We start from the raw sequence: 21,096 nt of genomic DNA on the forward strand, positions 1-21,096 counted from the left end.
TCTCCTCGAGAGGGCTGGACAGACGAGCAGATGCTACGGCCAGAAACGCCTCTCACCGCACGCCGCCGGGCTTCGTTGCGGGGTCGTTACCAGAGGTCCCGGTTCCTCACCACCCGGGCGCGGCGGACCACCCGGCGTCGACGGTGACGGTGGTGCCGGTGATGCCGGACGCGCCGGGTGAGGCGAGGAAGGCGACGGTGGCGGCGACCTCGTCGGGGCCCACGGGCCGCCCGAGCGCCGAGGCCGCCCGCCAGCGTTCGACGCCCTCGGGCCACGCCTCGGCGAGGCCCTCGCGGTCGACCAGGCCCGGCGCGACCCCGACGACGCGCACGCCGCGCGGCCCGACCTCGTGCGCGGCCGAACCGACGAGGTGGTGCAGCGCGGCCTTCGCGACGGCGTAGGGGGTGTGGGTCGGCATCGCCCGCAGCCCCTCGATCGAGCCGACGACGACGACCGCCCCGCCGGCGCCCATCCCGGCCGCCGCCTGGCGCAGCAGCACGGCGGTCGGGCGCAGGCCGGCCCGGTGGTAGCCGTCCCACGCGGCGGCGTCGAGGTCGTCCCACGCGAGGTGGTGCTGGGGGAAGGCGTTGAGCACGACGACGTCGGGGGCACCGAGGCCCTCGGTGCAGCGCGCGAGGAGGTCGGCGCAGGCGGCGTCGAGGTCGGCGGGGGCCTCGAGGTCGAGGTCGGCGTGGAGGGCCAGCGCCCGACGGCCCAGCTCCCCGACGTCGGCGACGACGGCGCGCGCTCCGGCCTCGTCGCCCCGGTAGTGGACCGCGACGTCGTGCCCGGCCCCCGCGAGGGCCCGGGCGACGGCCGCGCCGAGCCCGCCGCTCGCGCCGGTGACGAGCGCGGTCACCGCATCCGCCCGACCGGCTGCTCGCGGGTCAGGGTGCGGATCTCCTCACCGAACTGCGGGTACTGCTCCACGAGGTCCTCGCGGCGGCCGAGCTCGAAGTGCTCGGGACGGAAGGCCGGCGCGCACCAGCAGGACAGGAGCGTCCACCAGCCGAGGGTCGTCGCGCCCATCCACGTGTTCTTGCGGACGAGGACCTGCGAGTGCTCGCCCCCGACGTAGTTGAGGACGCCGGAACCACCGGGCCGCAGCCGCAGCAGGGCGGCGGGCGCCCCGCCGAGCCACTGCCAGCCCTCGTCGATCGTGAGCCGGTGCATCGCCGAGAACCCGTCGGGCCGGTTGGTCAGCAGCACGGTGATCGCGTTGAGGCCCTGGGTCCGGGGGCCGGCGACGTACCAGGCGCCCTCCTCCGGGATCGGGACCATGCCGAGCCGGTCGATGACCTCCTCGGCGCTCTCGTCCGGTGGCTCGACCTGGGGGATGCCCGCCGCCGCGCTCACGAGGCCTCCGCGGCCGCCCGGGCGCTCGCCCCGACCTCGCGGGCGCGCGCGAGAAGGGCAGGAGTGTCGACGCGGGTGCTGCGCCCGCCGCGCACGACGACCTCGCCGTCGACGAGGACGTCGGTGACGTCGGCGCGCCCGGCCGCGAAGACGAGGAGCGCGTGCACGTCGTGCACCGGTGTGAGGTGCGGCTTCTCGAGGTCGAGGAGGACGAGGTCGGCGCGCTTGCCGACCTCGACGGACCCGACCACGTCGCCGAGGCCGAGGGCCCGGGCCCCGTCGACCGTCGCCGCGCGCAGCACCGCGTGGGCGCTCGCGACGTCGGGACGGCCGCTCGTCAGCCGGGCCAGGAGCGCGGCCTGGCGCATCGCCTGCCACATGTCGAGGTCGTTCGAGCTCGAGCAGCCGTCGGTGCCGATGCCGAGGCGGACCCCGCTCTCGCGCACCTCCTCCCACGACAGCGCCCCGCTCGCGAGCTTCTGGTTCGAGCCCGCGCAGTGCGCGACGGCGGCGCCCGCGGCGGCCAGGCGCTCGCGGTCGCCCTCAGAGAGGTGCACCCCGTGGCCGACGACGAGCGGGAGGTCGCCGTCGAGCCAGCCGGCGCCGGCGAGGACCTCCGTGGGGGTCGCGCCGTAGCGGGCCGCGACGTCGTCGTTCTCGGCGGCGTTCTCCGAGACGTGGGTCGTCAGCAGGGCGGGCCCGGCGCCGCGCACGTCGCGCAGCGTGGCGAGCACCTCGGCGAGGTTCTCGGGGGAGCAGGTGTACGTCGCGTGCGGCATCGCCGAGACGGGCACGGCCGGGCCGCCGAGCGCCGCCATCGCCGCCGGCCAGGCCCGCATCAGGGCGATGCGCTCCTCCCAGGCGAGGCCGTCGGGGCCGGGGCCGTCCATGAACACCGGGCCGATGACGTGCCGGCTGCCCGCCGCGACCGCGCCCCGGTGCGCGGCCTCGTGGTGGAAGTACATGTCGAGCTGGGTCGTGCAGCCGCCGAGCAGCGACTCGAGCGCCCCGAGCGTCGCGCCGAGCTCGACGGTCGGCGGGTCCATCACCGCGCCCTCGGCCGCCCAGACGCGGGTGAGGAAGCCCTGGAGGTCGACGTCCTCGGCGAGGCCGCGCAGCAGCGTCATCGGCAGGTGGGTGTGGAGGTTGACCAGGCCCGGCATCAGCAGCCGGCCGCGGGCGTCGAGGACCTCGTCGCCGTCGACCGGGCCGTCGGCCACCGGCCGGACCTCGGTGACCGTGCCGTCCTCGACGACGACGGTCGTGTCCCGCAGGACGGTGTCGGTGTCGTCGACCGTGACGACGTACGCGGCGCCGTCGATGACCAGCCGGCTCATCCGGCGTCCTCCTCGCTGAACGTGGCCCGGGTGTGGACGAGCTCGTCGAGGACGGCGAGCACGGCGTCGCGGCTGCGGGCCAGCACCGCGTCGATCTCGGCCATGGTGATCGGCTCGTCGGCGTCGCCGACCCCCGTCGCGGGGTTGACGACGAGCGAGACCGCGGCGTAGCGCAGCCCGGCCTCGCGGGCGAGGGTGACCTCGGGGACGCCGGTCATCCCGGCCACGTCGCCGCCGGCCAGGCGCGCGAGCCGGATCTCGGCGGCGGTCTCGAAGCGCGGCCCCTCGAAGGCGGCGTAGACCCCGCCGTCGCGCATCGGTCGGCCCACCGCGGCGGCGGCGTCGAGCAGCTCGCGGCGCAGCGCCGGGTGGTACGGCGCCGAGACGTCGACGTGGACGACGCCCTCGGGCCCGGAGCCGTCGAAGAAGGTGAGCGGCCGCTGCTTCGTGAGGTCGAGGAAGTCGTCGAGGCAGACGAGGTCGCCGGGGGCGAGGTCGGGGTCGATCGAGCCGGTGACGTTGACGGCGACGACGTCCTCGACACCGAGGTCGGCGAGCGCGCGGATGTTCGCGCGGTAGTTGACGAGGTGCGGCGGCACCGAGTGGCCCGGGCCGTGCCGGGTGAGGAACACGACCGGCAGCCCGTGCCAGCGGCCGCGGGTGACCCGCGCCGGGCCCCACCGGGTGTCGACGGTCTCCTCGGTGCGGTCCTCGAGGGCCTCGAGGTCGTAGAAGCCGGTCCCGGCGACGACGGCGAGGGGCGGGCGGCTCATGCTCCCGAACGCTACCGCCCGGTCACGGACGGCGGCCACGCGAGCGGTCCGGGCGGTGGCAGGATGCCGCTCCATGGGTGAGGTGGCGCTGGCGGCGACCGGTCCGGTGTCGCTCGCGGCGGGCCGGGTCCTCGCCGACGCCGGGGGCAACGCCGTCGACGTCGCCGTCGCCGCGGCGCTCGCCGCGATGGCCACCGAGCCCGGCATCGTCTCGCTCGGCGGCGGGGCCTTCGTGTCGGTCTGGGGCGCCGACGGCGAGCCCGTCCTCGTCGACGGCACGGTCGAGATGCCGGGCCGCGGCCTCCCCCGCGAGGCCTTCGGGCAGGGCGTGCGCGAGGTCCACACCGAGTACGGGGGCGGCGTGACGATGTTCGCCGGGCACGGGTCGGTGGCGACCCCCGGCGCGGCGGCGGCGTGCGAGGACGTCGTGACCCGCTTCGGGCGGGCGGGATGGTCCGACGTCGTGGCCCCGGCGGCCGCCGCCTGCCGCGACGGGTACCCGATGGGGGGCGCCGCCGCCCGGTACCTCGGGTTCGTGGCGGGCAGCCTCTTCGGCACCGACCCGGAGGCGCACCGGGTCGTGACCCGCGACGACGGCTCGCCGCTGCGTGCGGGCGACGTCGCGACGAACCCGTTGCTGGCCGACGTCCTCGACCTCGTCGGGAGGGACGGCGCCTCGGTCCTCACGACGGGCGAGGTGGGTCGGGCGATGGTCGCCGACATGGCCGCGCACGACGGCCTCGTGACCGCCGACGACCTCGCGGCCTACCGGGTCCTCGAGCGCGACCCGGTCCGCCGGACGGTCGGCGACTGGGACCTCGCCGCGAACCCGCCTCCGTCGGTGGGCGGCCCGATGCTCGCGGTGATGCTCGGCGAGCTCGCGCGCCGCGGCTCCTACGACTGGGACGACGTGCTCGCCGTCCAGCTCGCCGTGCTGCGGTACCGGCTCGAGGTCCATGACGTCTCGCCCGACCTCGACGCCGCGGGGCACGCGCTCCTGGCCTCGGTCGACCGCCACGGCCTCGCCGGCCTGCCGACCTCCGCCTCGACCGCGCACGTCTCGGCCGTCGACGCCGACGGGCTCGCCTGCGCCGTCACGGTGTCCGCGGGCTACGGCGCCGGCATCACGGTGCCGGGCACCGGGATGCTCCTCAACAACGCGCTGGGGGAGCCGGAGCTCAACCGGCTCGGCCTCCACGCCCTGGCGCCCGGCACCCGGCTCGCGTCCAACATGGCGCCGACGACCGGCCGCACCGCCGACGGCCGCGTCATCGCCGTCGGGTCCCCCGGCGCCGACCGCATCACGACCGCCCTCATGCAGGTGCTCGGCCAGGGGTGCCTCCACGGCGCCGACCTGACGACCGCCATCGAGGCGCCGCGGCTGCACGTCCGCTTCGACGCCGGCGGCCGACCCGTCGTCGAGCACGAGTCCGACCCGGCCATCACCGCGGCCGTCCACCGGGCCGGCCTGGCCGCCACCGACCACGGCGCCCTCTCGATGTACTTCGGCGGGGTCGGCGCCGCGTACCGCTCCGAGGACGGCGTGCTGAGCGCCGCCGGCGACCCCCGGCGGGAGGCCGCGGTCGCCGTCCTCGGCGGCTCCTGAGGGGCCCGGGGACCCGTCGCGGGCCGGCGCGGTCGTGACCGGCAGGTCAGCAGTTGGCAAAGAAGTCCACGGGTTTCCCGGGACCTATTCCCAACGCGCGGAATCCGTGGTTGCCTTTCGCCACCGTTGCTCAGACGCAGGCAGAGTGCGTCGCGGGGAAGAACAGGACACCGATGAGACATCCCCTCTCTCACAGGTCGGGGCGCGTCGCGCTCGCCGGCCTGGCCGCCGCAGCCCTCACCACCGGGTCGCTCGGTGCGGCGGGCGCCGTCGCGAAGGGCCCCGGTGACCCGGGGACCCTGCGCGAGAAGGCCCCCCAGGCCACGCTCCAGAAGACCGAGGTCAAGGAGACCCCCTCGGCCTCCACGACCGAGAAGAAGCTCGGCCAGCACGACGTGCAGCTGCTCGAGAAGGCGCAGGCGGCCGGGACCAAGCGGGTCACGGTCATCCTCGCGGTCGACAAGGGCACGACCAAGCAGGTCGCCGCCTCGATCCGCGCGCAGGGCGGGTTCGTCGGCATGACCAACGACAAGGTCGGCTACGTGCGGGCGAGCGTGCCCACCAAGGCCGTCCCCGGTGTCGCCGCGCTGACCAAGGTCCGCGCCGTCGACCTCGACGAGTCGGTCAAGGTCCCCACGCCGGGGACCGAGGGCAAGGCCGGTGTCGCCAAGGCGGTCGCCGCCCCGGGCCGGTCCACGCCGGACGCCAACCCCTACATGCCGACGCGCGAGACGGGGTCCACGACGTTCAAGAAGGCCAACCCGAAGTGGGACGGCCGCGGCGTGACCATCGGTGTCCTCGACTCGGGTGTCGACCTCGACCACCCGGCGCTGGCCACGACGTCCACCGGTGAGCGCAAGATCGTCGACTGGGTGACGGCCACCGACCCGATCTTCGACGGGGACGCCACCTGGCGCCCGATGCTCACCGAGGTCGAGGCCGACCCGACGTTCGAGGTGCAGGGCATCACCGGCACCTGGACCGCCCCCAAGAGCGGGACGTTCATGTTCAGCCGGTTCTCCGAGTCGATCACCGCGGGCAGCGAGCCCGAGGGCGACGTCAACCGTGACGGCGACACCAGCGACCGCTTCGGGATCCTCTACGACGCCGACACCCACGACATCTGGGTCGACAGCAACCAGGACACCGAGTTCTCCGACGACGAGCTGATGCGCCCGTACAACGAGAAGTACGACGTGGGCCACTTCGGCACCGACGACCCCGACACGGACGTCGTCGAGAGCATGCCCTTCGTCGTCGAGTACCGCGAGGACGTCGACATGAGCCCGTACGGCGGGCCCTACGTCGGCACGACCGCGGACTTCGTCAACATCGGCATCGTCGAGGACGCGCACGGCTCGCACGTCGCGGGCATCGCGGCCGGCCACAGCCTCTTCGGCGGCGCGATGGACGGCCAGGCCCCCGGCGCGAAGATCGTCTCCTCGCGCGCCTGCACCTGGGGTGGCGGCTGCACCAACGCGGCCCTCACCGACGGCATGGTCGACCTCGTCGCCAACCGCGGCGTCGACGTCGTCAACATGTCGATCGGCGGCCTCCCGGCGCTCAACGACGGGGCGAACGCCCGCGCGGAGCTCTACAACCGCCTCATCGACGTCTACGGCGTCCAGCTGTTCATCTCCGCCGGCAACTCCGGTGCGGGCATCAACACGGTCGGTGACCCCTCGGTCGCGACCGACGTCGTGAGCGTCGCCTCGTCGGTCTCGAAGGAGACCTGGCTGGCGAACTACGGCTCGGAGGTCTCGAGCAAGCTCGCGCTGCACAACTACTCCTCGCGCGGTCCGCGTGAGGACGGCGGCTTCAAGCCGAACATCATGGCCCCGGGCTCGGCGATCTCGACCGTGCCGCAGTGGCTCAAGCAGCCCGACCTCGCCGAGGCCGGCTACGAGCTGCCCATCGGGTACGCGATGTTCAACGGCACGTCGATGGCCTCCCCGCAGGCCGCCGGCGCGGCGGCCCTCCTGCTCTCGGCCGGCTTCCAGACGCGGACGCCGATCACCCCGAAGCAGCTGCGTGAGTCGATGTACACCTCGGCCGACTACCAGAAGTCGCTCGAGGCCGTCGGCCAGGGCACGGGCCAGACCGACGTCCCCGGGGCGTGGAACCTGCTCAAGGGTCGGCCGGGCGTCCGTGGTGAGTACTCCACCTCGGCCAACGTCTGCACCGCCCTGTCGGACTTCCTCGTGACCCCCGACCGTGGCACCGGCCTCTACATCGACTGCCCCGCCGGCAAGGGTGGCCTCACGGTCAACAAGGCCCTGACCCGGACGATCAAGGTCACGCGGACGACGGGCTCCGGCTCGAAGATCAAGCACAACGTCCGGATCATCGGCAACGACGGCACCTTCTCGGCGCAGTCGAGCGTGACGATGAACCGCGGCACCGAGGCCCGCATCCCGGTGACGGTCAAGGCCCGCACCACCGGTCTGCACTCGGCGATCCTCGAGATCGACGACCCGACGACGAAGCTCGTCGACCACCGGATCATGCTCGCCGTCGTGGCGTCGCAGGACGTCGCGAAGCCGTCGTACTCCGTGGTCACCCGGGGCGCGGTGCAGCGCAACCTGTTCAAGCGCGTGTTCGTCACCGTCCCGGAGGGCGCCAAGGCGCTCCAGGTGAACCTGTCGGGCATCGCCACGAAGAGCCAGGTCCGCTGGATCGCGTTCAACCCGTACGGCGTCCCGGTCGACACCACGTCGACGCCGTTCTGCTACACGAACTACAGCGACCCGGCGGCCTGCAAGCCGCAGTCCCGGGCCTACGCCAACCCGATCCCGGGCGTGTGGGAGCTGCTCGTCGAGTCGCGGCGCACCTCGCCGTTCCTCGACAACCCGTTCGTGCTGACCGCGGCCGTCCAGGGCCTCACGGTCGACCCGGCGACCCAGACCGTCGACGCCCCCGTCGGTGAGTCGACCCCGGTCTCCTGGACGGTGAAGAACGACTTCGGCACCGCCTCGGTCACCCCGCGCGGCGGCTCGCTCGGCTCGGCCCACGCCGAGCGCGCGACCATCGCCGACGGTGACCAGGCCACGTACGAGGTCGTCGTGCCCGAGGGCGCAACCCGCCTCGACGCGGCGATCGGGAACACCTCGGACCTCAGCGCCGACCTGGACCTCACGGTCTACGACGCCGACGGCAACCAGGTGGCGCAGTCGGCCGACGGTGACTCCGAGGAGGCGGTCTCGATCGCCAACCCGGCACCGGGCACGTACACCGTCGTCATCGACGGCTACTCGGTCCCGGCGGGCTCGACGGAGTACGACTACCGTGACGTGTTCTTCAGCCCGGCCCTCGGCACGCTCGACGTGCCGTCGGGCGCGCTCACCCTCGCGGGTGGCGCCTCGGTCACGGTCAACGGGGCCATCTCGCCCGACGCCGCGGCCGAGAACGGCCGTCAGCTGTTCGGGGAGATGAACCTGCTCTCCTCGGAGGGTGCGGTCCTCGGGACGGGCTCGGTGCTCGTCTCGGCTCCGGCGCAGAGCTGACGCACGCGTCGCACGGAGGGCCCCGCGGGTACGTCCCGCGGGGCCCTTCCGCGTGCGGTGAACGCTGCGCCGCCCGGTGGGGGGCGGCGTGCGAGAGTGCCGGGGTGAGCGCGACGACCGAGGGCCCCTCCCCGTCCGAGCACCGTGAGGTCCTGCGCCTGGCCGTCCCGGCGTTCCTCGCGCTCGTCGCCGAGCCGCTCTTCCTCCTCGTCGACTCCGCGATCGTCGGACGGCTGGGGGTGGAGCCGCTGGCCGGGCTCGGCGTCGCGAGCGCGGTGCTGCTGACCGCCGCCAACGTGTTCGTCTTCCTCGCCTACGGCACGACGAGCGTCGTCGCGCGCCGGCTCGGTGCCGGCTCCCGGGAGGGTGCGGTCTCGGCCGGGCTCGACGGCACCTGGCTCGCGGTCGGGCTCGGGGTGCCGACGGCGGGTCTCGTCGCCCTCTTCGCCCGGGAGCTGTCGGGTGCCTTCGGGGCCTCCGCGGCCGTCGTCGACGAGGCCACCACCTACCTCGCCGTCTCGGCGGCGGGGCTCCCCGCCATGCTCGTCGTCCTCGCGACGACCGGCGTGCTGCGGGGCCTGCAGGACACCCGCACACCCCTGGTCGTCGCGGTCGGGGGGTTCGGCACCAACGCCCTGCTCAACCTCTGGTTCGTCCACGGGCTCGGGTGGGGCATCGCCGGGTCCGCCTGGGGCACCGTCGTCGCGCAGTGGGGCATGGCCCTCGTGCTCGGGACGGTGCTCGTCCGCGAGGCCCGGCGCGCCCGCTTGCCGCTGCGGGCCCATCCCGGGCGGGTGCTCGCCGCGGCGCGCGGAGGCGTTCCCCTGCTCGTCCGGACCCTGGCGCTGCGCGCCGTGCTGCTGCTCACGACGTGGGTCGGCGCCGGCTTCGGGGACGTGCCGCTCGCGGCCTACCAGGTCACCGCGACGCTCTGGTCCTTCCTCGTCTTCGCCCTCGACGCCCTCGCCATCGCGGCGCAGGCCATCACCGGTCGCACGCTCGGCGCGGGGGACGTGGCGCGGACGCGGGCGGCGACCCGGCTCATGGTCCGCTGGGGCGTGCTCGGCGGCGTCGTGCTCGGGCTGCTCGTCCTCGCGGTCCGGCCGTGGGTCGGGGCCTGGTTCACGCCGGACCCCGCGGTCCAGGCGGCGGTGGCGGCGGGCCTGACCGTGGTCGCGCTCCAGCAGCCGCTGTCGGGGTTCGTCTTCGTCGTCGACGGCGTGCTCATCGGGGCCGGGGACGGCCGGTGGCTCGCGGCCGCGATGGTCGGGACGCTCGTGGCCTACGTGCCGGTCGCGCTCGGCGTGCGGGCGGCGGCGGACTGGCTCCTCGAGGGGGGCAGCGTCCTCGGGCAGGAGCACGCGCTCATCTGGCTGTGGCTGGCCTTCACGGCGTTCATGGCCGTGCGCGGCACGCTGCTGTGGCTGCGCGTGCGCACCGACCGGTGGATGGTCACCGGCGCGGCCCGCTGACCCCCCTCCCGGACCCCTCTCGCGAACGCGTGTGGAACCGCCGGGGACGCCCGGCGGTTCCACACGCGTTCGCGGCCGGGGGGCGCGGCGGAGGAGGGGTGCGGCTGCGGTCGGTCAGGCGAGGCCGAGCGCGCGCGCCTCCTCCCACAGCTCGTCGCGGACGTCGGGGTGGGCGGCGTCGCGGATGATGTGCCGGCACTGCCCGCGCTGGTCGTACCCGAAGAGCTCGGCGGCGCCCTGCTCGGTGACGATCGCGGTCTGCTGCACGCTCGTCACGGGCTCGTCGAGGAGCGGGACGACGGTGGAGCAGTTCGCCTTCGGGTGCCACGAGCGCAGCGCGATGAAGGACTGGCCGCCCGGCGAGTGCAGCGCCCCGACGACGAAGTCGGTCTGCCCGCCGAAGCCCGAGTGGATGCGCGCGTCGATGCGCGAGGCGTTGGCCTGGCCGAAGAGGTCGACCTCGAGCGCGGAGTTGACCGAGGTCATCCGGCGCTGGTGGGCGATGAGCCCGGGGTCGTTGGTCGTCTCGGTCCGGGTCATCCGCACCCGCGGGTTGCCGTCGACCCAGTCGTAGAGGTCCTGCGAGCCGAAGAGGAACGACGTCGTCAGCGGGTGGTCCGCGTCGAGCGCACCGGCCCGGTCGAGGGCGACGACCCCGTCGGAGAACATCTCGGTCCACACGCGCAGCTCGCGTCGGTCGGTCAGCGCGGCGATCGTCGCGTCCGGGATGCCGCCGATGCCGGCCTGGATGGTCGCGCCGTCGGGCACGCGCGCCGCGATGCGCTCGCCGATGAGCCGGCTGTCGTCGTCGGGGAGGAGCGGCTGGTGGGTGGGCAGGGGTGCCGAGACCTCGACGGCGAGGTCGACGGCCTCGACCGGGAGCAGGGCGTCGCCGCCGGTGTACGGCATCCGGTCGTTGACGACCGCCACGACGAGTCCCGACCGGGCCCGGCAGGCGTCGATGGCCGCCGGGAGGACGTTGACCTCGATGCCGAGCGAGAGCATCCCGTCGCGCGACGGGGCGCAGTGGACGACGACGACGTCGGGGGCGAGCGGCCCGCCGTAGAGCACGGGGACGAGCGAGAGCCGGCTCGGGACGTACGAGAGGTTCGAGTGTCGGCGCATCCCCCCGCCGACGAAGCAGGTCTCGGCGGTGACCCCGGGCCGGTCCGGGATCCCCGGTGGCGCGTTGAGGGCATGGAGGACGTACTCCTGGCGTCCCTCGTCGAGGACCCGGACGGCCTCCCAGGGCACGGCCACGTTGCCGGAGACGACGACGCGGGGGACCCCCGGGAGGGCGGCGAGGTGACGGCCGAGCTGGTCGAGCGTGACTGTCCGCACGACACCCATCATGGCCCGTCCGGGGCGCGCGCACACGGCAGGTGAGGCTGTCCTGACCCCTTCCGGCGACGCCGGTGCGGGCCTAGCGTGGACGCCATGTGCCGCAACATCCGCCAGCTCCACAACTTCGAGCCGCCGGCGACGAGCGAGGAGGTGCGCGCCGCCGCGCTCCAGTACGTGCGCAAGGTGAGCGGGTCGACGCGGCCGTCCCAGGCCAACGAGGAGGCCTTCGCCCGGGCCGTCGACGAGGTCGCGCACGCCACCGCGCACCTGCTCGACGCGCTCGTCACGCAGGCCCCGCCCAAGGACCGCGAGGTCGAGGCGGCCAAGGCCCGCGCACGGGCGGCCGAGCGCTACGGCCGCACCGGCTGACACCGGTGTCCGGCGGGGTCGGGCCCGCCGCGACGTGATGCAGATGCCTCCCGTCGCCTGTGGACCGTGACACGCCCGAAACTTTCTGTCGCGCACAGGGGGTGGATGGCGAAGCCGCAGGTCAGAGGCTCGCGACGAGGGTCGTCGAGGTGTCGTCCACAGGGTTCTCCACCGACGGTGCACAACTCCGCCCGGCGTTTTCCCCAGCGTGTCCACACCCTGTCCACAGCCGTTCGGCGCCGGGGTTGGAGGTCGCCGCCCGCAGGTCCTACGGTGACTCGGACGTCCCGGTGTCGGTGCCTTCTGGTGGGGTGTGGACCAGGTCGACGGGCGTCGCGCAGGCGGTCCGCTCGGGGTCGCACGGACCGGTCCAGGAAGGGGCGCACGGGTGAGCATCGCGGAGCTGAGCGAGGCCTTCTCCCCTCCGAGCGACCGCCCGGACGAGCGGGTCCCCCCGCAGGACCTCCACGCCGAGCAGTCGGTCCTCGGCTCGATGCTCCTCGACAAGGACGCCATCGCCGACTGCCTCGAGGAGGTCAAGGCGCACGACTTCTACCGGCCGGCCCACGAGGCGATCTTCGACGCCGTCCTCGACCTGTTCGGCCGCGGCGAGCCGGCCGACGCCATCACCGTCGCCGACGAGCTCTCCAAGCGCGGGGACCTGACCCGCGTCGGCGGGCAGGCCTACCTCCACCAGCTGATTCAGTCGGTGCCGACCGCCGCCAACGCCGGCTACTACGCCGAGATCGTCCACGAGCGGGCGGTGCTGCGCCGCCTCGTCGAGGCCGGCACGCGCATCGTCCAGATGGGGTACGCGCAGGGCGAGGGCGACATCGACGACATCGTCAACCGGGCCCAGGCCGAGGTCTACTCCGTCGCCGAGAAGCGCGGCGGCGAGGACTACCACGCGCTCGGCGAGCTGCTCAACGAGACGATGGAGGAGATCGAGGCCGCCTCGGGCCGCACCGACGACCTCATCGGCGTCCCCACCGGGTTCATCGAGCTCGACGAGCTGACCCACGGCCTGCACCCCGGCCAGATGATCGTCGTCGCGGCGCGACCGGCCGTCGGCAAGTCGACGCTCGGCATCGACATCGTGCGGGCGGCGGCGATCAAGCACGGGATGGCCGCGGCCGTCTTCTCGCTCGAGATGAGCCGCACCGAGATCACGATGCGCATCCTGTCGGCCGAGGCGACCATCCAGCTCCAGGACCTGCGCCGCGGCCTGAAGAACCAGGAGCAGTGGACCAAGCTCGCGCGGATCATGGGCAAGATCTCCGACGCGCCGTTGTTCATCGACGACAGCCCGAACATGTCGCTCATGGAGATCCGGGCCAAGGCGCGCCGGCTCAAGCAGCAGCACAACCTCAAGCTCATCGTCATCGACTACCTCCAGCTGATGACGAGCGGCAAGAAGGTCGAGTCGCGCCAGCAGGAGGTCGCGGAGTTCTCGCGAGCGCTCAAGCTCCTCGCCAAGGAGCTCGAGGTGCCGGTCATCGCGGTCTCCCAGCTGAACCGTGGCCCCGAGCAGCGCACCGACAAGCGCCCGCAGATGTCGGACCTGCGTGAGTCGGGCTCGATCGAGCAGGACGCCGACGTCGTCATCCTCCTGCACCGTGACCGCTCGGACCCCGAGCGCGAGGGCGAGGCCGACGTCATCGTCGCCAAGCACCGCAACGGGCCGACCGCCGACATCGTCCTGGCCTTCCAGGGGCACTACTCGCGCTTCAACAACATGGCGCGCGACGGCGGCTTCTGACCCCCTGACCCGACGTGGGGTGGTTGGCTCTCACGTCGTCTGGTTGCTCGACTTCTTGCCCATCCGCCACCTGTGGGGGCGGGTTCCAGGGGCAACAAGGTGGCCGATGGGCAATCAGTCCCTGTCTCGCACGAAGTGGGGTGGGTGCGGGTCGGGGGCGTCGCGCGGACGGGGGAGCGGGCCGGCGTGGGACAGTGGGGCCCATGTCCCTGCGCCACGTCGACCGCGCCGTGGCGGGGTACACGGCCGCCCGCCCGCGGCTCGTCCCCGCGACCGAGCAGTTCGTCGCCGACGTCGCCGCGACGATCGACGAGGCCGGCATCAACTACCTCAGCGTCACCGGCCGCACGAAGTCGGTCGCGTCCTTCGCCGCCAAGGCCCGCGGGGTGCTCGCCGCCGACGGCGCGGCCGACCCGCTCGTCGCGGTGACCGACCAGGTCGGCGTCCGCGTCATCACCTACGTGCAGCGCGACATCGACGCCGTCGCCGACCTGCTCGCCGAGCACTTCACCGTCCTCGACGACCGCGACCTCGGGGTCGAGACCGCCGCCGCCGGCCGCTTCGGGTACGCGAGCCGCCACCTCCTCGTGACGCGCTCCACCGAGCCCGGGGCCGGCTACGAGCCGCTGCGGTGCGCGTCCGTCCAGCTGCGGACCGTGCTGCAGCACGCGTGGGCCGAGTTCGAGCACGACATCCGCTACAAGGGGACGGTCCCGCCCGAGCAGGTGCCCGACCTCGACCGCCGCTTCACGCTCGCGGCCGGCCTCCTCGAGCTCGCCGACCGCGAGTTCCAGACCATCCGCGACCGGCTCCAGGCGGGCTTCGGCACGAGCGGGGTCGACGCGGGCGACGAGCTCGACCCGCGGATCAGCGCCCAAGAGCTCGCGACCTTCCTCGCCGGCCGGTACTCGAGCGCCGGGTGGTCGCGCACCGACCACTACGAGTGGATCGCCGGCCTGCTCCTCGAGCTCGGCATCGCCTCCCTCGACGAGCTGAGCGAGGTCCTGCGCGACATCGACAGCGCCGCCGTGACGGCCGCGATGGACTACCGCTACCCGCCCGGGGCCGTCCGCCGGCTCGACGACGACCTCCTCGCGCGCTTCGGGGAGCGCTACCTCGCGCTCCACGGCAACGCCCACCGGCAGGACGCCCTCGCGGCGCGGGCCGCCCGCCTCAGCGGGTGATGCGCTGCACCGTGCCGTCGGTGCGGCTGGCGACCCACAGCGTGCGCGAGCCCGGTGCGACGGCCACGGTGTTCGGCTGCTGGACGGTCGGGTACCGGGCGGCCTCGCGCGGCGCCGACCCCGTGACGTCGACGCCGACGACCTCGTTGCGCGCGGTCAGGGTCACCCACACGAGGCCGCCCTTCGCGTCGGCGGCGAGGCCGTAGGGGCTGCCGGCGAGGGCCAGCGACCCGACCTGCCGCAGCGGGTCGACCGAGAACAGCAGCAGCGCGTCGCCCCGGGTGTCGGCGACGGCGACCAGCCCCGGCCGGGCGAGGATGCCGTGCGTCGGTCCCTCCCCGGCCGGCACCCGAGCGACGCGGGTCATCCGGTCGAGGTCGTAGCTCGTGAGCGACCAGTCGGCGACGTCGACGGCCAGGGCCGTGCGCCCGTCCGCGACGACGCCGCCCGGCTGGCGCAGGTCGTCGAAGGTGTGGACGACCCGGCCGTCACGCACGACGCTCATCGAGCCGCTGAACTCGTCGCCGACGAGGATGTCGCCGCCCTCGGCGCCTGTCGCGTCGTGGGGGACGTGGCCGACGGGGGTCGTGCGGGTGCGTCCGGTGTCGGTGTCGACCTCGACGAGCTCGTCGGCGGCCTCGTTGGCCACGAGCACCGTCCCGCCGCCCGCGGTGAGGCCGAGGTGGCGCACCGTGCCGGGCACGTCCACCGTGCGACGGACGGCGAGGGTGGTGGGGTCCAGCAGGACCAGCCGGTCGGGACGGCGGACACCCACGGCGAGGAGGCCGCTCGCGGGGTCGAGGACGATCCCCTCGGGGGAGTAGCCGACCGGCACGACCCGGCCGGCGGGCTCGACCGTCGGCGTCGGGGCCACGGCCGGCTCGGCGCCGGGGCCGCCGCCCGCGTGGTGGTCGCCGGCCGGGGCCGCCGGCTCGTCGCCGGAGCACGCGGCCAGGGCGGAGGCGGCGCCCACCAACCCCGCGCCGAGGACGAGGCGGCGGCCGACGGGGCGAGGAGGGGTCACCGGCCCGAGTCTGCCCGAGCCCGGCCCCCGGACGGCTCCGCACATCGACCGGGCCCGTCGTGCGTGCAGGCCCGCCGGGCCGGGTAGCCCTCCGGTGTCCCGTCCCCGACCCCACCGGAGGCCCTCCGTGCCCACCGCTCCCCGCGCCGTGCTCCTCGACGTCGACGGCACCCTCGTCGACACCTCCTACGCGCACACGACGTGCTGGTGGCAGGCCCTGCGCGAGCACGGGCACGTCGTGCCGATGCACCGCATCCACCGGGCCATCGGCCTCGGGTCGGACCGCATCGTCGGCCACCTCCTCGACGGGGACGACGAGGCCGTCGCCGACGAGGTGGTCGCCTCGCACGCGGCGCTGTTCGCGGCGTGGCACGAGCGGCTCGTCCCGCTGCCCGGCGCCCGCGACCTCGTGCGGCACTGCCACGAGGCGGGGATGGTCGTCGTCCTGTCGACGTCCGCGGGCCGGACCGACCTCGACGCCCTCCGGAGCGCGCTCGACGCCGACGACTGGGTCGACGAGAGCACGACGAGCTCCGACGCCGAGCGCAGCAAGCCCGACACGGACATCCTCGACGTCGCCCTCGAGCGCATCGGGCTCGGCGCCGGGGAGGCGGTGTTCGTCGGCGACTCCGTCTGGGACGCCGAGGCGGCCCGTCGCGCCGGGATGCCGTGCGTCGGCGTCGAGTGCGGCGGGACGAGCGCGGCCGAGCTGCGGGAGGCCGGCTGCGTCGAGACGTACGCGGACCCGGCCGACCTGCTGCGGCACTGGGAGGGGTCAGCCCTCGCCGGCGTCACCGGGGGATGACCACCCGGCCGCCCGCAGCCGTTCGAGGCCGTCGAGCAGCAGGTCGAGGGCGAAGCGGAACTCGAACTCGTCGTCGCACGAGGTCGCCCGCGGTCGGCGGGCCTGCGCATCGAGGGCCACGGCGAGGATGCCCGGGTAGTCGGCCGGGTCCGGGGCCGGCGCGGCCCGGCGGGTCGGTGCGGCGACGGACTCGTCGAAGAGCTCGGGGCTGAACCCCCAGATGCGGCTGCCGAGCGCGTGCATCCCGTGGTGAGCGAGGTCCGGGGTGAACCCGCCGTCGAGCAGGTGGCGCGTCACGGCGTCCATGTGGCGCAGGACGGCGGGCGTCCGCCGGCTGCGGGTCTCGAGGACCCGGCGCAGCCACGGGTGACGCTGCACGGCGGCGCGGGCCGAGAGGACGGTGGCGCGCACCGCGTCGGGCCAGTCGTCGGGCGTCCGCGGCCGCGGCGCGACCACCACCTCCCCGAGGACCTCCTCGACGACCCCGTCGAGGAGGTCCTCCTTGTCGGCCACGTGCTTGTAGAGCGCCATCGGCACGACCCCGAGCCGCTCCGCGAGGCGACGCATGCTCACCGCCTCGATGCCCTCGGCGTCCGCGAGCGCGACCGCGTCGGTGAGCACGCGCGGACGCGACAGCGGTGTGCGCTCGGTGCCGGGCACGGGGGTCTCCTCCGGGGGGCTTGACGAGGTGTACGCCGTAAACCTACCGTGGTGACCCTGAGGTGTACGCCGTACACCGCCGACGTCGGGGAGACCGATGACCACACGACAGCCCGGCGCCCGGACCGCCGGCGCCCTCTTCCTCCTGACCCACGTGACGTCCGTCGGGGCCCTCCTCCTCTACGGGCCGGGCGGCGTCGACCCCGGGCACGACCTCGCAGACCGCGGCGCGGTGCTGGCCGGCGCCGCCCTCGAGACGGTGCTCGCCGTGGCCGTCGTCGGCACCGCGCTCGCGCTCCACGGGCTCCTGCGCGACCGCGCCCCGGTGGCGTCGACCGCCTACGTGGCCCTGCGCGCGCTGGAGGCGGCCGTCATCCTCGCCGGGGTGCTCGCCGTCCTCGCGGCCGTGGCCGTGCCGGGGTCGGACGGCTCCCCGGCCGGTGGGGAGGGTGCGCGGGCCGCCCTCACCGGGCTGCACGCGTGGGCGTTCGTCGTCGGCCCGGGGCTCGTCTGCCCGGTCAACACGGTCGTCCTCGCGCTGGTCCTGCACCGCGAGCGGATGGTCGCGCGCTGGATCCCGCTGCTCGGGCTGGTCGGTGGCCCGCTCATCGGCGTGGTCAACCTCGCGGTGCTGGCCGGGGTCACCGGGCCGGTGGCCGTGGCCGCGCTCCCGATCTTCGCGTGGGAGGTCTCGCTCGCCGTCCACCTGCTGGTCCGCGGCGTCCGGACGGGGGTGCCCTCGGCGGCGGTGCTCCCGCGCGAGGTGGCGGCGACCGGCTAGGCCAGGCGGGTGACCCACTCGCGCAGCAGCCAGGCGAAGCGCTCGGGGTGGTCCATCGAGGGCAGGTGCGCGGCGTCCGGCCAGTCGACGCGGCCGACGTCCGGCGCGCCCGCGACGACCCGCTCCGCGGCGTCCTGGACCGTCGCGAGGTCGTGCCCGCCGACGAGGACCAGCACCGGCACCTCCAGCCGCGACAGGCGCTCGACCGCGGGCGGGTCCGGCTCGTCGACCTCGAGGTCCCCGAGCAGCGCCTCGACCTCGAAGGCGCGCCGCTGCATCGTCGCGACGGCCCGGCGCGTGCCCGGGTCGACGTCGGCCTCGGTGCGCCCGGGGCCGACGAGCCACGTCTCGACGTTCAGCGCGACGGCGCCGTCCAGGTCGCCGGCCCCGAGACACGCGCGCTCGGCCTCGACGAAGGCCCGCAGGTCCTCGGTCATCGTCACGAGGAGGCTGCCGCCCGGCGGGGCGAGGACGAGCGAGCGCACGAGGTCGGGCCGCTCGAGGGCGACCTCGGCCGCGACGCCGGCGCCGAACGACGCGCCGACGAGGTGGCACGAGCCGACGGCCAGCTCGTCGAGGAGCGCCGCGACGTCGCCGCGGTGGCACACGCTGCCGGCGGGTGCGGTGTCCGTGGCGCCGAAGCCGCGCAGGTCGAGCCGCACGACATCGAAAGCGTCGGTCAGGGTGTCCCACACCGGGTCCCACATCCGCCGGTCGGCGACCCCGGCGTGCAGGAGCACGACGGTGGGTGCCTCGGGCCGGCCGGCGCGCTCGTACGCGACGGACCGGTCGCTCAGCGGCACGCGGGACCCGGGACGGACGTCATGCGGCCAGTCAACGCCGCAGGACGCCGGCGCGACAAGCGAATAACGGGGATGTGCGGCTCAGGCGGCCCGCCACGGCATCCCGGCGAGGACCTCCTCGAGCACCCCGACGCCGTGGTCGACGTCCTCGGGGGTCGTGTAGGGCGCGACGGAGAGCCGCAGCACCGGGCCCTCGTCGGTCGAGGCGCACCAGAGGTCGACGCCGCGGGCGTGCATCCGGCGCAGGGCCTCCTCGGGGTCGACCGGGGGGAGGCCGACCGCGACCATCGCGGGGGCGCGCGGCGCCGGGGCGAGGACGCTCGTGCCGGGCAGCCCGAGCAGGAGGGTCTCGGCGTGCCCGGTCAGCTTCTCCCAGTGGTCGACCAGCCCGTCGTCGAGCAGGTCGCGGTGGTAGGCGAGGGCGGTCGGGGCGACGAGGTGGGCCACGACGTCGTCCGTCCCGCCCCAGGCGAACCGTTCCGGCAGCGACCCCGACTGCGAGTACCAGCTGGTGACGACCGGGCGCAGGTCGTCGGCGGCGTCGTCGGGCACGACGAGGAACCCCGCGCCCTTGGGCAGGTGGAGCCACTTGTGGAGGGTCAGGCAGACGAAGACCCCCGGCCGCCGCACCGGCATCGTCAGCTGGCCGGCGGTGTGGGCGCCGTCGACGACGGTGGCGACGCCGCGCGGCGAGAGCTCGGCGGAGAGCCGGTCGACCTCGTTGACCTGCGACCACGGCGAGGTGACGTGGCTGACGACCACCGCCCGCGTCCGCGGGCTGCAGGCGTCGAGCAGCCGCTCGACGAGCCCCTCGTGCCGACCGTCGACCACCTCGACGTCGACCCCCCGGGCAGCGAGCACACCCATGAGCGCGACGGTCGCCTCGTACTCGCGACTCGTGACGACCACCTGCTCGCCGGGGCGCAGCGCGAGGTGGTCGACCACCGTCTGCATCGCCGTCGTGGCGTTGCGGACGAACACGCCGCGGTCCTCGGGCACGCCGAGGTGCGCGCAGACGGCGCGGCGGCTGGCGTCCAGCTGCGGGAAGAGCCGGTGGTGGTAGAAGCCGGGGTAGTCGGCCTCGGCGTCGGCCCGCACTGCGCAGGCGGCGGCGAGCACCGTCGCGGGCGTGGCCCCGAACGAGCCGTGGTTGAGGAAGGTCCGGCCGCGCGCCAGCGCGTAGTCGTCCCGTCGGTCCATGACCGACATCCTCGCCCGTCCGACCCCCTCCCGCGCGTCCGAGCACCACGGATTCCACACCGGGACCGGGCGGAATACCCACGGCCCGCCGACCGCTGGACCCTGCATGACCGTTCCCAGCATCACGCTCAACGACGGCACGACCATCCTCCAGCTCGGCTTCGGGGTGTTCCAGATCGAGCCGTCGGACACCGCAGAGGCCGTCACGCGCGCCCTCGAGATCGGCTACCGCCACATCGACACCGCGGAGATGTACGGCAACGAGGCCGAGGTCGGCGAGGCCATCCGCACCTCCGGCATCCCGCGCGACGAGATCTACGTGACCTCCAAGCTCAACAACGGCTTCCACCGCCCGGACGACGCGAAGCGCGCCTTCGGCGAGACGATGGAGAAGCTCGGGCTCGACAAGATCGACCTCTTCCTCATCCACTGGCCGCTGCCGACGCTCTACGACGGCGACTACGTCTCGACGTGGCGCACGATGGCCTCGTTCGTCGAGGACGGGCGCGCCGCCTCCGTCGGCGTCTCGAACTTCCAGCCCGCGCACCTCGAGCGCATCGTCGCCGAGACCGGTGTGGTGCCGGCCGTCAACCAGGTCGAGGTCCACCCGTACTTCACGAACGAGGCCGTCCGCGCGGCCGACGCGGAGCACGGCATCGCGACCGAGGCGTGGTCGCCGATCGCCCAGGGCAAGGTCCTCGGCGACCCGGTCATCACGGAGATCGCGCAGGCCAAGGGCGTCTCCCCGGCGCAGGTCACGCTGCGTTGGCACATCGAGCGCGGTGACATCGTCTTCCCGAAGTCGGTGACCCCCGAGCGCATCCGCGAGAACTTCGAGATCTTCGGCTTCTCGCTGACCCCGGACGAGGTCTCGCGCATCTCGGCGCTGGACAAGGGCGAGGAGGGCCGCACCGGCCCCAACCCGGACGAGTTCGACTACGTCCCCGAGTGACCGCTCGCTGACCGCCCGAGGGCCCGGCTCCACCACGGAGCCGGGCCCTCGCGCATCCCCGGTCGTTTCCCCGCCGTCACCTGCGTCACCTGCGTCACCTGCGTATCGGGTGACCCGATACGACCGCGCTGAACCCGAGAACCGTTCCGGGGTGAAGCGCACCCGTAT

Annotated in this window: 18 protein-coding genes; 9 read left to right on the forward strand and 9 right to left on the reverse strand. The window is 74.4% G+C overall.

Features of this window, described 5'->3' with window-relative positions:
- Nucleotides 1-106 precede the first annotated feature (106 nt).
- From KMZ30_RS14815 to KMZ30_RS14830, 4 genes are read right to left on the reverse strand one after another with little or no spacing between them, the layout of a single operon-like run.
- On the reverse strand, nt 107-859 hold the full coding sequence (locus KMZ30_RS14815; protein ID WP_215513269.1) for an SDR family NAD(P)-dependent oxidoreductase: 753 nt from the start codon (nt 857-859) through the stop codon (nt 107-109).
- Entirely contained in the window at nt 856-1,356 is a 501-nt protein-coding gene (locus tag KMZ30_RS14820) for a cupin domain-containing protein (protein ID WP_308279781.1), read from the reverse strand. Before KMZ30_RS14820 ends, KMZ30_RS14815 begins: the two co-directional genes overlap by 4 nt.
- Nucleotides 1,353-2,693: an amidohydrolase family protein gene (locus KMZ30_RS14825; RefSeq protein WP_215513268.1), complete on the reverse strand. Its 1,341-nt coding sequence runs from the start codon at nt 2,691-2,693 to the stop codon at nt 1,353-1,355. Before KMZ30_RS14825 ends, KMZ30_RS14820 begins: the two co-directional genes overlap by 4 nt.
- Nucleotides 2,690-3,466: an S-methyl-5'-thioinosine phosphorylase gene (locus KMZ30_RS14830; protein ID WP_036828595.1), complete on the reverse strand. Its 777-nt coding sequence runs from the start codon at nt 3,464-3,466 to the stop codon at nt 2,690-2,692. Before KMZ30_RS14830 ends, KMZ30_RS14825 begins: the two co-directional genes overlap by 4 nt.
- Before the next feature lie 73 nt (nt 3,467-3,539).
- Between KMZ30_RS14830 and KMZ30_RS14835 the strand changes: the two genes are divergently transcribed.
- From KMZ30_RS14835 to KMZ30_RS14845, 3 genes are all read left to right on the forward strand, one after another.
- A complete protein-coding gene (locus KMZ30_RS14835) occupies nt 3,540-5,072 on the forward strand; it encodes a gamma-glutamyltransferase (RefSeq protein ID WP_215513267.1) in 1,533 nt (510 codons plus the stop codon).
- 173 nt (nt 5,073-5,245) lie between these two features.
- Nucleotides 5,246-8,575 carry a S8 family serine peptidase gene (locus KMZ30_RS14840; RefSeq protein ID WP_215513266.1) on the forward strand — a complete coding sequence of 1,110 codons (3,330 nt, stop codon included), beginning with the start codon at nt 5,246-5,248 and terminating at the stop codon, nt 8,573-8,575.
- 104 nt (nt 8,576-8,679) lie between these two features.
- Nucleotides 8,680-10,047, forward strand: a complete 1,368-nt coding sequence (locus KMZ30_RS14845; RefSeq protein ID WP_215513265.1) for an MATE family efflux transporter — start codon at nt 8,680-8,682, stop codon at nt 10,045-10,047.
- Nucleotides 10,048-10,161: 114 nt separating this feature from the next.
- Here the strand turns inward: KMZ30_RS14845 and KMZ30_RS22405 are convergent, their stop codons facing one another.
- Nucleotides 10,162-11,388 (reverse strand): acetyl-CoA hydrolase/transferase family protein, encoded by a 1,227-nt coding sequence (locus KMZ30_RS22405; RefSeq protein WP_215513264.1) that lies wholly within the window; start codon nt 11,386-11,388, stop codon nt 10,162-10,164.
- 96 nt (nt 11,389-11,484) lie between these two features.
- On the opposite strand from KMZ30_RS22405, the gene KMZ30_RS14855 reads away from it, so the two are divergent.
- The 3 genes from KMZ30_RS14855 (at nt 11,485) to KMZ30_RS14865 (ending at nt 14,703) form a co-directional block, all read left to right on the forward strand.
- Nucleotides 11,485-11,760 carry a DUF2277 domain-containing protein gene (locus tag KMZ30_RS14855; RefSeq protein WP_030526196.1) on the forward strand — a complete coding sequence of 92 codons (276 nt, stop codon included), beginning with the start codon at nt 11,485-11,487 and terminating at the stop codon, nt 11,758-11,760.
- Between the two features lie 388 nt (nt 11,761-12,148).
- A complete protein-coding gene (gene dnaB, locus KMZ30_RS14860) occupies nt 12,149-13,519 on the forward strand; it encodes a replicative DNA helicase (protein ID WP_215513263.1) in 1,371 nt (456 codons plus the stop codon).
- A gap of 203 nt (nt 13,520-13,722) precedes the next feature.
- On the forward strand, nt 13,723-14,703 hold the full coding sequence (locus KMZ30_RS14865; protein ID WP_215513262.1) for a GTP pyrophosphokinase: 981 nt from the start codon (nt 13,723-13,725) through the stop codon (nt 14,701-14,703).
- On the opposite strand, the gene KMZ30_RS14870 is transcribed toward KMZ30_RS14865, so the two are convergent.
- Nucleotides 14,693-15,727: a YncE family protein gene (locus KMZ30_RS14870; protein ID WP_215513261.1), complete on the reverse strand. Its 1,035-nt coding sequence runs from the start codon at nt 15,725-15,727 to the stop codon at nt 14,693-14,695. The two genes, KMZ30_RS14865 and KMZ30_RS14870, sit on opposite strands and share 11 nt — an antisense overlap.
- A gap of 127 nt (nt 15,728-15,854) precedes the next feature.
- Between KMZ30_RS14870 and KMZ30_RS14875 the strand changes: the two genes are divergently transcribed.
- The gene (locus KMZ30_RS14875; RefSeq protein ID WP_207022102.1) at nt 15,855-16,532 is read left to right on the forward strand and encodes an HAD family hydrolase; all 678 of its coding nucleotides are present in this window, start codon (nt 15,855-15,857) and stop codon (nt 16,530-16,532) included.
- Here KMZ30_RS14875 and KMZ30_RS14880 read toward each other — a convergent pair.
- The gene (locus KMZ30_RS14880) at nt 16,503-17,192 is read right to left on the reverse strand and encodes a TetR/AcrR family transcriptional regulator (RefSeq protein WP_215513260.1); all 690 of its coding nucleotides are present in this window, start codon (nt 17,190-17,192) and stop codon (nt 16,503-16,505) included. The two genes, KMZ30_RS14875 and KMZ30_RS14880, sit on opposite strands and share 30 nt — an antisense overlap.
- Nucleotides 17,193-17,289: 97 nt before the next feature.
- On the opposite strand from KMZ30_RS14880, the gene KMZ30_RS14885 reads away from it, so the two are divergent.
- The gene (locus KMZ30_RS14885; protein WP_215513259.1) at nt 17,290-17,973 is read left to right on the forward strand and encodes a DUF4386 domain-containing protein; all 684 of its coding nucleotides are present in this window, start codon (nt 17,290-17,292) and stop codon (nt 17,971-17,973) included.
- On the opposite strand, the gene KMZ30_RS14890 is transcribed toward KMZ30_RS14885, so the two are convergent.
- Nucleotides 17,970-18,776: an alpha/beta fold hydrolase gene (locus KMZ30_RS14890; RefSeq protein WP_215513258.1), complete on the reverse strand. Its 807-nt coding sequence runs from the start codon at nt 18,774-18,776 to the stop codon at nt 17,970-17,972. The genes KMZ30_RS14885 and KMZ30_RS14890 overlap by 4 nt on opposite strands.
- A gap of 81 nt (nt 18,777-18,857) precedes the next feature.
- Complete coding sequence (locus KMZ30_RS14895; RefSeq protein ID WP_215513257.1) at nt 18,858-19,976, reverse strand: aminotransferase class V-fold PLP-dependent enzyme; 1,119 nt, start codon at nt 19,974-19,976, stop codon at nt 18,858-18,860.
- 106 nt (nt 19,977-20,082) lie between these two features.
- On the opposite strand from KMZ30_RS14895, the gene KMZ30_RS14900 reads away from it, so the two are divergent.
- On the forward strand, nt 20,083-20,928 hold the full coding sequence (locus KMZ30_RS14900; RefSeq protein ID WP_215520055.1) for an aldo/keto reductase: 846 nt from the start codon (nt 20,083-20,085) through the stop codon (nt 20,926-20,928).
- Nucleotides 20,929-21,096 lie beyond the last annotated feature (168 nt).

It is taken from the genome of Phycicoccus mangrovi, from assembly GCF_018729305.1.
GTDB lineage: Bacteria > Actinomycetota > Actinomycetes > Actinomycetales > Dermatophilaceae > Phycicoccus > Phycicoccus jejuensis.